This window comes from Pseudomonas sp. R1-7 (genome assembly GCF_051132105.1).
In the GTDB taxonomy this organism is placed as follows: Bacteria; Pseudomonadota; Gammaproteobacteria; order Pseudomonadales; family Pseudomonadaceae; genus Aquipseudomonas.
Genome location: NZ_CP071661.1, coordinates 5,207,516 through 5,219,720 on the forward strand (window position 1 = coordinate 5,207,516; position 12,205 = coordinate 5,219,720).

A 12,205-nucleotide genomic window follows, 5' to 3' on the forward strand; every position below is an offset into this window, starting at 1 on the left:
TTGCTCCCGCTGGGCTGCGCAGCAGCCCCCTGCTTTCCCCCTGAATCCCCCTAACCCAATGATTCCACACCACTTACCACTGGGATTCCAAAGCAAACCCGCGTATCCTCCGCCCCACATTTGCGAGCCCACGCCTCGCACCGACAAGGCAGATCACTTTCTGGCCAAGTCCCACAGCCGGCCGCAAGAGCCGGATGTACGTTTTGAAGGCTGGTAAGGTTTGTCAAAAACGAGCTGAATCAGTCAACGAGAAGCCGGCCATAAGCCGGCTTTTTAATGTCTGAAATTTGACAGCGATTAAGATGCTCCGAGCTACCGTCTGCGCTGGAGGCGTAACTGAAGACCGATCTCACAGGTCTGGTTTCAGTTACTTGGAGAGACTTTGGATTATTCAAAGCCAGGTAAACTGAGCATGCCGCCCGTGGTGCGCTTGCCGAATCCGGTGGGCATCAAAATTTCATGCTTCCTCATATCCGCGAGTACTGCTAGCCATTCGGTTTTGCTGAAGCGCAGTTTGGCGTCATTCCACCGGTGCATCACTTCGTCCACAATGGCTTCGTCAGTAGCTGGGCGATCCTCAGAATAAAGTCGTTCCAAGCAGCTCAAAAGCGTCAAGACCAACTGGTTACGGGTTGCCTGAGAAACCGTAACTTATACTCCCTCCTCGACCGCAAAAAGTAGCCATCACAGGGAAGCGTCCATGTCCGTTCCAACCTACGATCAGTTCATCGAACCCATCCTGCGCTTCCTCGCTACCAAACCTGCCGGAGCCCTCGCTCGGGATGCCCATGAAGCGGCAGCCAAAATGCTGCAACTGACCGTAGAACAACGTGAAGAAGTGATCGCCAGTGGGCAAGCCACCTATAAAAACAGAGCGGGCTGGGCACATGATCGGCTGAAGCGTGCTGGCCTTTCTAGTAGCGCCAAACGCGGGTATTGGAAACTGACGGAGACAGGCGTGGCTTATGCCAAGGACCATCCGGCCCCCTTGCCGTCCGATGAAGTTGAACATTTAGCCATCGGCTATATGAATGTGAAGCTGAAGGTTGCCCCCGACGCTGCCCCGCTTGATGACGAAACGCCTATTGGGCCTGACGTAACCTCCGCAACCGCGAGCCCAGATGATCGCCTCGAACAAGCCCTCCAGGAATTACGCAACGCAACCGCTGCCGATTTGTTGGACAACTTGTTACAGGTGAGCCCTAACCGCTTCGAAGTCATCGTACTTGATGTGCTCCATCGCCTGGGTTACGGCGCCAGCCGCAATGATCTACAGCGGGTCGGCGGCTCTGGCGATGCCGGCATCGACGGCATTATCTCGCTCGATAAGTTGGGACTCGAGAAGGTTTACGTGCAAGCCAAGCGGTGGCAAAACACAGTCGGTCGCCCTGAACTGCAGGCGTTCTACGGTGCGCTCGCCGGGCAAAAAGCCAAACGCGGCGTTTTCATAACGACATCTGGTTTCACCGCTCATGCGATCGACTTCGCTAAATCGGTAGAAGGCATCGTGTTGGTGGACGGCATGCGGCTGGTGCACCTGATGATGGATCACGAAGTGGGCGTTACATCACGAATCTTGCGGCTGCCTACGTTGGATCGCGATTATTTCGATGAGGAATGAGCTCCGGGGATATTTCCAATGATCCGCTTTACCCAAGGCAACCTCCTAGAAGCCAAAACCGAAGCCCTGGTCAACGCGGTGAATACCGTGGGTGTAATGGGCAAAGGTATCGCGCTAATGTTCAAAGAACGCTTCACGGAGAATTACCGACTGTACGCTGCTGCCTGCAAGGCTGGCGAAGTGGAGACGGGCAAGGTTCACGTGACGGCGGTCAGCGAGCTGGAGGGGCCGCGCTGGATCGTCAACTTCCCGACCAAACGTCACTGGCGCTCACCTTCGCAGATGGCGTGGATAACCGAAGGCTTACGCGATCTGCGTCGCTTCTTGATTGAAAACGATGTGAAATCCGTGGCAGTTCCACCGCTAGGCGCAGGCAATGGTGGTTTGAAGTGGCCAGAGGTTCGCGAGCAGATTGTTGAAATCTTGAGCGATCTTAATGTCGATGTGTTGGTGTTCGAGCCGTCCAACCAGTATTTGAACGTTGCTAAGCGCAGCGGCGTGGAAAAGCTTACGCCGGCTCGTGCACTGATTGCTGAATTGGTTCGTCGCTACTGGGTCCTGGGTATGGAATGCAGCCTGCTTGAGATTCAGAAGCTGGCGTGGTTCCTTGAGCGCGCCATCGAAAAGCTGCCAAACACCGAAAACCCTCTGAATCTTCAGTTTGTTGCTCATAAGTACGGGCCGTATGCCAACCGGTTGGAGCATCTGCTCAATAACCTGGATGGCAGCTATCTGCATTGTGACAAGCGCATCAGTGATGCGGGTATTAGCGACGTGATCTGGTTTGACGAAGGGCGCAAAGCGTTCCTACAGACCTATCTTCAAACAGAGGCCAAGGAATACACCCAGGCCTTGGAGCGTACCGCCGAGTTGATCGATGGCTTTGAGTCGCCTTTCGGCATGGAGTTGTTGGCGACGGTTGATTGGTTGCTGAGCCAGGATGGGATTTCCCCGACTGTTCCTGCCGTGCGCGAGGCATTGAAGCATTGGGATGGCGGAGCGGGTGCTGCGGCTCGTAAAAGCAAGCTGTTCGATGATCAGGCGCTTGGTATCGCACTGAAGCGGCTGACTTCCACTAGTTTCAAGCCGGAAGTGGCGACCTGTTAGGGGTAAGGCGTGACTGGACAATTATCCAACAGGTTGTTGGACAATCTCAGCGATCATCGCTTCGATGACGCTCCGCAATTGTGCAAGTACCTCTTGCACAATTAGAGCTCGTCGCTTCGGGGGCTGTCGGATACTAAAAAGGTCTTGCCGAGCAAGACCTTTTTCCATACCCGGGGTAAGCGCGGCCCCTTGTTACCTCACCTCAACAATATCCAAAGCCCGATTCGCCAGCAGCTCACTCACCTCAATCACCTGCAAAAATCCCCTTCGCAACGCGCCGCCGCGATCCATTCAGATCAAACGCCAAATCACTGATCATGGAATTCGCCGAAGCCAGGTTCTCACTGAGACTAGCAAGCAAACATTCCGAATCAACATCAGGCGCGATACGAAAGATGCTGCTGGGATTGTCAGACGTTTCTTTCTTCGGAGTAGGCTTCAGATAAAAATCCAATGCCCGGTGGCGGCATCATCAAGCTTGTTGTTACGAGCAGTCTGAGCGCGAGACACATGCTCATCTGTGGCGGGAGGGTTAGGTGTAATTTTAACCATGGTAAAGCTCCTAGAGTCTGTTGGAGCTACCACCATTCGCTGCGAAACGAAGTTGGGGTGGCAGCTGTACGCGGGTTCGCAGACCGGGACTCTAGGGACCGGCAGACCCAAGGGGTCTCCCACGCACAGCCACCTCTGACGAAATCGCAGACATGGGTAATCTGCTTTCGAAGGTGACGTTGTGCGCCTATAGAGTCCGGGCTGCGAAACCCGATCACTGATGCTCAGTGACAGACTCAAACTACCGACGGGCCCCAAAACGCACAAGCCGGCGGATTCTGGCGTAGTTGTAGGCAACGGCGCAAGAAAACGTCAGTCGCCTCTGGATCCCAAGCGCGCCAATAAACACCCCGTCTCCAAAGTATTCAAACAAACCGCATTCGACTGAGGAGATCAGGCGTAAGGCTTGAACTCATTATTATCCCGAGCCAGCAACTGCATCAGTTTGGGATGGATAAAGAGCTTTTCTTTACCGACCTGTGCCTCCTGCAAAACGCCAATGTCGACGAGGTCTTTGAGGTAGCGCGAAGCGGCTTGGCGCCCGGCAATTTGTTTCTCGACGACGTTATGGATGCGGCAGTACGGCTGTTCGAAAATCACATCCACCAATTCACGGGAATAGATTCTCGGCAGTTGGTCACGAACGAATTGGGTGGTGTGTTCAGAGAGGCTGCGCATGGCAGCGATTTTGGCGCAGGTCCAGCGGGCGGTTTCCTCCACGGCGCTGAGCATGTAGAGCAGCCAGGGCTCCCATGCTTGTTCGCGGGTGACGTCGAGCAGGAGACGGTAGTAATCGGCTCGGTGGGCAATGATGTAACGGCTGAGATAGAGGATCGGCAGATTCAGCAGCCCTTCCTGAATCAGATACAGTGTATTAAGCACCCGCCCGGTACGGCCATTGCCATCGGTGAAAGGGTGAATGGCCTCGAACTGATAATGCCCGACGGCCATACGCACCAGCGGGTCCAGGTCCGTCTCGTTGTGCAGGAAACGCTCCCAGTTGGCGAGCAAATCACGCAGATGGTCTTCGCCGTCCGGAGGGGTGTAGATGATTTCGCCGGTACGGTCGTTGGCTAGCTGAGTGCCTGGTACGCGTCGAATGTCCATGTTGACGCCCTTGAGCGTGCGGCAGATTTCGACTGCGGTGCCCGTGGATAAAGGGCGCTCGCCCAGCGATAAGAAGCCGTGGTGTAGGGCTTTTCGGTAGCGCAGGGCTTCTTTGGTCGCCGGATCGGCATGGCCGTCACTCTCTTGGGCATGCTGAAAGAGCAAGTCCGTGGTGGTGACGATACTTTCGATTTCGGAACTGTCCTTGGCTTCCAGCAAGGGGATGGTGTTGATCAGCACCGTTTGGTTGGGGATCAGTTCGGCGGCCTGCTTCAACTCGGCCAAGGCCGTACGCGCCTCGATACAGCGCTTGAGTACTGCACGGGTTTCCAATTCGGCTGCTGGAGGCAGAGGCGGTAACTGGTTATACGGCTTATCGGCCTGCCAGACGTGAGGGGCTGCAGTCATGGGGCGATCCTGATCCTTGAGATTAAAGGGCAAGGGCGTTCGATTCGGCGCCCCTCTCATGTCGCGAGTGTAAACATGAGAGGATAACGTGTCGCTGTTTTTCGATTTTTGCGACACGTTATCCCTTCATGTCGCTGACGGCGACATGAGAACGGAACGTGTCGTCGAAATGGCGTTTTGGCGACATGACGAAGGAAGGGACCAATCATAAGCAGGCATAATTTCAGCGCTTACCACCTTGGTAACTTTCGATAATTATGCAAGTGCCTTTCGCACAATTTAAAACCACTCGCTAAGTCACGCCCCTTCAGAATATTCCTACGGCAACATTCAAATACCACCTCCACTCCGGACAAAACACTCCTCTTCTTGGGAACCATCCTACAACTTTATATTTTAGGACCTTGCTACCATTCGCCCCAGTTCCTCACCTTATTGAATTATTAAAGCCAAACCATCTAGAGCTTACTCATGACGAAACCCGCCGAAGAACCGACATCCATAATCCCTATGACGCCCCTGCTTACCGCCCCTCGATTCTACATCGTCTCAAAAAACAAATTCATCGTTATGTTTTTACTAACCCTTGGCTACTATTACACCTACTGGCTGTACAAAAACTGGAAAACATACAGGATCGCCACCAATGCAAGAGTGCTGCCCTTGATACGCACCATCATGGGCATGCTATTTACTTATTCATTACACATGAAAATTGATCGACAACTATATATTTCGCACACGCACTACAAATGGCACCCGCGCCTACTTGCACTTTCACTTATAGTTTCCGAACTCCTAGGGGGTTATGCCGCATTCTGGCCGAGCGCGCCAGGAGCTCATCCAGTCATTCCAGCAGCAACATTGCTTTTCAATCTGTTTTGCCTGCTTCGGGTCCAGTCGGCAATTAACCATCTGGAAAATGATCCGCTAGGTCAGCAAAACTCCAAAATAACTGCAGCCAACTGCTTCTGGATTTCATTGACTGGTATTGGACTGGCCCTGCTGATTTATACGGCCGTGATGGCTAAGCTATAAGCCACCATGAAAAAAAGGTCCTGCGATGCAAGACCTTTTTTGCATACCAGGGGCAAGCGCGGCCCCTCGTTACCTCATCTCAACAATATCCAAAGCCCGATTCGCCAACAATTCACTCACCTCAATCACCTGCAAAATCCCCATCGCAACACGCCGTCGCGATCCATCAAGATCAAACGCCAAATCACTAATCATGGCATTCGCTGAAGCCAGGTTTTCACTGAGGCTGGCAAGCAAACATTCCGAATCAATATCCGGAGCAATACGGAAAATGCTGTTGGGCTTGTCAGACGTTTCTTCCTTCGGCTTAGGCTTCAGGTAGTAATCCAATGCCCGGGTGGCAGCATCATCAAGCTTCTTGTTACGAGCAGTCTGAGCGCGAGACACATGCTCATCTGTAATCGGAGGGTTCGGTGTAATTTTTGCCATCGACTTAGGTTCCTGTAAGTGACGCTGCAACCACCTCGCGACTAAACGAGTGGGCGGCAGCTGTGCGCAGGTTAGTCGACCGGTGAACCTAAGAATCCCGGCGCGCCCGGGGGCGCCCTGCGCACAGCCACCATCATTACAGGAACAGCAAAGCCTGTCCGACGGGGACTGGGTACGCCTCAGGTTGAGACGGGCGACTAAACCCGATCACTGATGCTCAGTGACAAGACTCAAACTACCGACGGCCCCCAAAACGCACAAGCCGGCGGATTCTGGCGTAGTTGTAGGTAATGGCGCAAGAAAACGTCAGTCGCGCCCTGGATTCCAAGCGCCCGATAAACACCGCGCCGCTCCACCCCATCAAAAGAGATCACGTGTCGCCGTTTTTCGATTTCTGCGACACGTTCCGCCCTCATGTCGCTACCGACGACATGAGGACAAAACGTGTCGTCAAAACGGCGTTTTAGCGACATGACAGGTAAACCGACTCCTCGGGCCCGACTCGCCCCTCACCCCAACACATTCAAACAAACCACCTTCGGCTGGGTCATTTCCTCATACGCAAACCGCACCCCTTCCCTGCCCAAACTCCCGTATTTCGACCCACCAAACGGCATCGCATCAAACCGGAAATCCGACGAATCATTGATCATCACGCCCCCCGCTTCGATCCGTCGTGCAGCGCTCATAGCCGTGGATAAATCATTTGTGAAGATCCCAGCGTGAAGCGCGTATTCAGGTTCGTTCGCCAACGTGATGGCTTCATCAAACGTCTCGAACGACTGCAACACCACTACAGGCGCAAAGGCTTCGTTGCGCCAAATCCGGCTGGAATGATCTACGTTTTCCAACACAGTAGCCGCATAGCAATTGCCCTGACGCCGATGCCCGCAAAGCAACGTGGCACCTTGTTGCAGCGCTTCGTTCACCACTTGCTCAGCGTTTTGCGCGGCGTGTTGGGTGATCATCGGGCCGATGTCGGTGTTGGCGAGCAGTGGGTTGCCGACGACGAGGGCTTGGGCCTGGTTGACGAAGCGTTCGCGGAAGGCTTCGTAGATCGGTGCGTGGATGAGCAGGCGTTGGGTGCCGATGCAGTTTTGCCCGGCGGCCCAGAAGGCGCCTGAGACGCAGCTGTCGACGGCGGCGTCGAGGTTGCAGTCGCCCATGACGATGACGGGGGCGTTGCCGCCGAGGTCCATGGCGAGTTTTTTCAGGCCGGCGGTGCGGGCGATTTGTTCGCCGGTGACGAAGCCGCCGGTGAAGGAGATCATGCGCACGTCGCGGGCGGCGACCAGGGCTTTGCCCAGTTCGGCGCCGCCGGTGGCGACGGTGACGACGGTTTCGGGGAGGCCGGCGTCGACCAGGTACGAGACCAGTTTGAGGGCGGACAACGGCGCCAGTTCGGACGGTTTGAGGATCACCGCGTTGCCGCCGGCGATGGCCGGGCCGAGTTTGTGGGCGACGAGGTTGAGCGGGTCGTTGTAGGGGGTGATGGCGACGATCAGGCCGAGGGGTTCGCGGGTGAACCAGCCTTGGCGCGATTCGGCGCCTTCGTAGGCGTCGAACGGGACGATTTCGCCGGCGTTGCGCTTGGCTTCTTCGGCGGAGAGTTTGAGGGTGTTGACGCAGCGTTTGACTTCTTTTTCGGCCTGTTTGAGGGTCTTGCCGGCTTCGTCGACGATCAGTCGGGCGAAGGCTTTGGCGTCGCGTTCGACGTTCAGTGCCGCTTGTTCGAGGATGCTGGCGCGACGATGACGCGGCAGTGCGGCGCAGGTTTTTGCGCCGCTGCGTGCGGTCTCGAGCAGGAGTGGGACTTCTGAGGCGCACATATCGGCGACGGTGCCGACGATGCTGCCATCAAATGGGTTGAGGACTTCGATGTGCGGTTCGACGACCGCCAGGGCCAGGCGCGAGACGTTCACAGGGTGCGCTCCTGTTTGCGGGTTGCCGATTGGTGGATGTGGATGATGTCCGACAGCAGCGCGAAGGCGGTTTCGATGCGGCCTGCGCCGGGGCCGGAAACGGTGACGGCGCCGAGCAGTTCGCTGGTGAAGGAGACGGCGTTGGTGGCACCGCTGATGCTCGCCAGTGGGTGGTCGTTGCTGAGCAGGCGCGGTTCGACGCTGGCGCTGATGGAGCCGTCGACATTGCGGGTGGCGGCGCCGATGAGTTTCCAGCGGGCGTTGTCGCGGCGGGCTTTTTCGATGTCGTCGAGGCTGAGGGCGGAGATGCCTTTGCAGCTGACGTCGCTGACGGTGAGTTTGGCGTCGAGCAGTTCGTTGGCGAGGATGACGACTTTGAGACGGACGTCATGGCCTTCGACATCGGCGGTTGGGTCGGCTTCGGCGTAGCCCAGGGCTTGGGCCTGGCTGACGGCTTCGGCGAATCCGAGGCCGCTTTCCATGGCGGTGAGGACGAAGTTGGAGGTGCCGTTGAGGATGCCTTCGAAACCGGTGATCGAGCTGCCGGCCAGGGCTTGTTTGGCGAGGCGAATGACCGGGGTGCCGCTCATGACCGAGCCTTCGTATTCGAAGGCGACGTTGTTGCGTTGGGCCAGAGCCTTGAGTTCGGCGCCGTGCAGGGCGATGGGGCCTTTGTTGGTGGTGACCACGTGTTTGCCGCGCTCCAGGGCCCAGCGGCAGAAGGAGGTGGCGGGCTCGCCGTCCACCGGGTTGGTGAAGGTGGCTTCGGCGATGATGTCGGCGCCGCAGTCTTTGATCACGGCTTCGTTGAGGGCATCGACGGTGCCGCCGGGGAGTTGGGCCATGGCGCCTTTTGTGGCAGGCAGCCGGGCGAGCGAGGCGGCGTCGAGGCCGTGGCGGTTCATCACCGAACCGAGGAACAGGTCGGTCACGCCGACGATTTTCAGGGTAAAGCCGAGCTCGGTTTTCCATTGCTGGTTGCGTTCGGCAATCAGTTGGGCCAGTGCCCGGTTTACACCGCCGAAGCCGACTAGAGCCAGTTTGTATTCAGTCATTTTTGTTGTGTCCCTTGATCCGGGTGATGAGGTTGTTGGGATCTAGGTTAGGACGGGGGGCTGGGCAGTTAAATATGCCAATTTGCTCTATTTCTTGGGCGTTTTGACCAGGGGGTGGGCGAAGCGGTGGGTAGGGAAAAACCCGACTCATATCTCAGATTTGTGAGGTCCATTTGTGGCGAGGGGATTTCTGCGCCTAGGGTCCAGAGGTGAGGCTTCAGACCACCGACGACAACACAAACGACGTCACGGTGTTCTCCACTCCCGCCAACGCCGAGATCTCTTTCCACACCTTGTGCACCCGCTCCGGGTTAGCCGCGCCGACCCGCAGCATCAAATCAAACTCGCCACTCATCACATCACATTGCAGCACTTCCGGCATCGCCTGCAACGCCTTCAGGACCTCGGCGCCGCGCATGCGGTCGTAGCGATAGACGAAGATCACGGCGTTGATGTTCGACGACGCTTGCGCGCCCTCGCCGGTGCGCACCGTGTAGCCCTGGATCGCGCCGTCGCGTTCGAGGCGTTCGATGCGTTGGCGGACGGCGTTGCGCGAGAGGTTGACCTTGGCCGCCAGCTCGGCATGGGCGGCGCGGGCGTTGAGGCGAAGTTCGGCGATGATGCGTTCGTCGAGAGGGTCGAGAATTCGCTTCATGGGGCCTCCGGTTACAGCGTGCCGAGCAGTTGATGGAGGGCTGCGAGGTCGTCCGGCTGGATGCGATGGATCTGCGCCGGGCCCTGCTCGAACATCGGACGTGGTTGCACCGCCACGGGGATCCCCAACTCACCGAGCAACACCGCCGATTTAATCGGCGAGATCTCGCCCAACGTCACCATCGGCGCCACCAGACTGCGGCGGTACAAGCGCGCCGCGAGCACGCCGGTGGCGGTGTGCGGGTCGATGACATAACCGGTGTCGCGATACAGCGAAGTGATCTCCTCCAGCGTCTGCTCATCACTGACCGCGTATGAATCGATGATCATCCGCGCCTTTAGCCAGAACTCGTTGCCAATGGTCATTTCGCCATCGGTTTCGAAGGTGTGCATCAGCGCGCTCACGGCTTCATCGTCGTGCCCATAGAGCTCCCAGAGAAGCCGTTCCAGGTTGGAAAAGATCGACAAATCCATGGCCGGCGACAGGGTCTTGCTGGCGCGCAGCCGCGAGTAGTGATTCTTCAAAAAGAATTGGTGCAGCGCATCGTTCTGGTTGGTGGCGACGATCATTTGCGTGATCGGCAAACCCATCTTCTGGGCGATGTAGCCGGCATAGACTTCGGCAAAACTCGCCGCCGGCACGCTGAAACCGATGGGCCGTTGCCCACCGCCCAACTGCAGCACCGCGTGAAAATAAAACACCAACTGCGCCATGACGCTGACCCAGTTGCTGGAGTTGAAACTGATCGCCTCATGCTCTCGGAACAGTTGCGTGACGAGGGTCTGGCATTCATCGAAACTGCCCTCCACGGCGACTTGATGCACCCGCGGGTGCGCCGTCGCTTGCAGGTCTTGAAGCTGGTCTTGCGGTACGCCGGCCTCGGGGTAGATCACCACCACGTCAGTCTCGTCGCAGTGCTTGAACGCCTCGATGGCGGCCAGGCCGGTGTGACCGTTAGTGACGCCGATCACCACGGCGCGACGCCCGCGTTTGCGCAGGAAGTACTGCACCAGGCGCGCCTGCAATTGCGCGGCAAAATCCTTCGAAGAACGAGTCGGGCCATGGAACAATTCCAGGATCCATTCGTTGCGATCCACCTGATGCAGTGGCGCCAGGGAGCGATGGCTGAACTGGCTGCCGGCTTCCTTGAGCAAGCGCTTGAGGTCGGCCTCGGGGATCGCTTCACCCACGAACTGACGCATCACTCGGTAGGCCAATTCGTCGTAGGACAATGTCGACCAGTTGGCGATGTCCTGGGGTTCGAACAGCGGCAGTTCGACGGGGACAAACAGCCCACCATCTTCGGCGATGGCCGACAGCACGACTTTTTCGAAATCGACCTGCACGGCGGAATTTCGGGTACTCACGTAGCGCATGGTCAACTCCGCAAACTCAGATAAAACAGCTCATTTGTAGCGATGCGCCTGCTCCACCAGCCAGGTGGAAAACCGCGCCGCGTCCGGGTGTTGCTCGGCCCCGGAACTGCGCACCAGGTAGAACGATTCGCTGGCTTCGATGCGCTGGGCGAAGGGTTCGACGAGGCTTCCGTCTTTCAGCAATTCGCTGACCATCGATGACCGCGCCAGGGCGATGCCCTGCCCCAGCTCGGCCATGCGCAAGGTGCAGACCAGTGTGTCGAATTGCATGCCGGTCGAGGAATCCACCGAGTCGGCACCGACCATTTTCAGCCAGTAACCCCAGCCTTCTTCATAACCCAACACATGCAGCAGCGGGTGCTTGGCTACGTCCGCTGGTTCCTTCAGCGTTGTCACCAAGGCGGGCGCGCACACCGGAAACAAGGTGTCCCAGGTCAGCCGTTGCGACACCAGGCCGGGCCATTGACCGTGGCCCCAGCGGATTTCCATGTCGTCTTCGCCATCGAGTTCCTTGACCCAGATGTTGCTGATGTAGCGGATGTCGACGTGCGGGTGCGCCTGGCGAAAATCCACCAGCTTCGGCGCCAGCCAGTGCACGAAGAACGCCAGGCTGCCGCGCACCTTGATCGGCCGGCGCTTGTGCTGGCCGAAGATTTCGTTGGTGCCCACCGCCAGTCGCGTGATCGCGTCCTGCACCACCGGCAGGTAGGCCTGGCCCTCTTCGGTCAGGCCCAGGCCACGGGGCAAGCGCTTGAACAGCGCCACCCCCAGGTGACTTTCCAACTGGCGGATCTGCTGGCTGACCGCGCCCTGGGTCAAAAACAATTCATCGGCGGCGTGGGTGAAGTTCAGGCAACGGGCCGACACTTCGAATGCCCGCAACCAGTTCAACGGGGGCAACGTTTTTTGCTTCATGGTCTTACCTCGCTGACCCC

11 protein-coding genes and 1 pseudogene are annotated in these 12,205 nt (G+C 57.4%); 3 read left to right on the top strand and 9 right to left on the bottom strand.

The annotated features are described in order from the left end of the window. Positions 1 to 387 precede the first annotated feature (387 nt). Complete coding sequence (locus tag J3P79_RS23435; RefSeq protein ID WP_434605977.1) at positions 388 to 549, bottom strand: hypothetical protein; 162 nt, start codon at positions 547 to 549, stop codon at positions 388 to 390. 151 nt (positions 550 to 700) lie between these two features. On the opposite strand from J3P79_RS23435, the gene J3P79_RS23440 reads away from it, so the two are divergent. Both J3P79_RS23440 and darG read left to right on the top strand, forming a co-directional pair. Next, positions 701 to 1,621 (top strand): restriction endonuclease, encoded by a 921-nt coding sequence (locus tag J3P79_RS23440; RefSeq protein ID WP_434605978.1) that lies wholly within the window; start codon positions 701 to 703, stop codon positions 1,619 to 1,621. An 18-nt stretch (positions 1,622 to 1,639) separates the two neighbouring features. Further along, positions 1,640 to 2,728 carry a type II toxin-antitoxin system antitoxin DNA ADP-ribosyl glycohydrolase DarG gene (darG, locus tag J3P79_RS23445; protein ID WP_434605980.1) on the top strand — a complete coding sequence of 363 codons (1,089 nt, stop codon included), beginning with the start codon at positions 1,640 to 1,642 and terminating at the stop codon, positions 2,726 to 2,728. A gap of 192 nt (positions 2,729 to 2,920) precedes the next feature. Here the strand turns inward: darG and J3P79_RS23450 are convergent. Beyond that, positions 2,921 to 3,280: pseudogene (locus J3P79_RS23450) on the bottom strand (DUF6124 family protein). A 393-nt stretch (positions 3,281 to 3,673) separates the two neighbouring features. Beyond that, positions 3,674 to 4,795 (bottom strand): protein adenylyltransferase Fic, encoded by a 1,122-nt coding sequence (fic, locus tag J3P79_RS23455; protein ID WP_434605982.1) that lies wholly within the window; start codon positions 4,793 to 4,795, stop codon positions 3,674 to 3,676. Positions 4,796 to 5,266: 471 nt separating this feature from the next. Here fic and J3P79_RS23460 point away from each other — a divergent pair, with 471 nt between their 5' ends. Continuing rightward, positions 5,267 to 5,833: a hypothetical protein gene (locus tag J3P79_RS23460; RefSeq protein WP_434605984.1), complete on the top strand. Its 567-nt coding sequence runs from the start codon at positions 5,267 to 5,269 to the stop codon at positions 5,831 to 5,833. A gap of 69 nt (positions 5,834 to 5,902) precedes the next feature. Here the strand turns inward: J3P79_RS23460 and J3P79_RS23465 are convergent, their stop codons facing one another. The 6 genes from J3P79_RS23465 to J3P79_RS23490 form a co-directional block, all read right to left on the bottom strand. Further along, a complete protein-coding gene (locus tag J3P79_RS23465) occupies positions 5,903 to 6,262 on the bottom strand; it encodes a DUF6124 family protein (RefSeq protein ID WP_434605986.1) in 360 nt (119 codons plus the stop codon). Between the two features lie 509 nt (positions 6,263 to 6,771). Then, positions 6,772 to 8,184, bottom strand: a complete 1,413-nt coding sequence (locus tag J3P79_RS23470; RefSeq protein ID WP_434605988.1) for an aldehyde dehydrogenase family protein — start codon at positions 8,182 to 8,184, stop codon at positions 6,772 to 6,774. Continuing rightward, the gene (locus J3P79_RS23475) at positions 8,181 to 9,239 is read right to left on the bottom strand and encodes a homoserine dehydrogenase (RefSeq protein ID WP_434605989.1); all 1,059 of its coding nucleotides are present in this window, start codon (positions 9,237 to 9,239) and stop codon (positions 8,181 to 8,183) included. Before J3P79_RS23475 ends, J3P79_RS23470 begins: the two co-directional genes overlap by 4 nt. A 217-nt stretch (positions 9,240 to 9,456) precedes the next feature. Next, positions 9,457 to 9,894 carry an Lrp/AsnC family transcriptional regulator gene (locus tag J3P79_RS23480; protein ID WP_434605991.1) on the bottom strand — a complete coding sequence of 146 codons (438 nt, stop codon included), beginning with the start codon at positions 9,892 to 9,894 and terminating at the stop codon, positions 9,457 to 9,459. Positions 9,895 to 9,905: 11 nt separating this feature from the next. Further along, positions 9,906 to 11,270 carry a threonine synthase gene (gene thrC / locus J3P79_RS23485; protein ID WP_434605993.1) on the bottom strand — a complete coding sequence of 455 codons (1,365 nt, stop codon included), beginning with the start codon at positions 11,268 to 11,270 and terminating at the stop codon, positions 9,906 to 9,908. 30 nt (positions 11,271 to 11,300) lie between these two features. Continuing rightward, positions 11,301 to 12,185 carry a LysR substrate-binding domain-containing protein gene (locus J3P79_RS23490; protein ID WP_434605994.1) on the bottom strand — a complete coding sequence of 295 codons (885 nt, stop codon included), beginning with the start codon at positions 12,183 to 12,185 and terminating at the stop codon, positions 11,301 to 11,303. Positions 12,186 to 12,205: the final 20 nt, after the last annotated feature.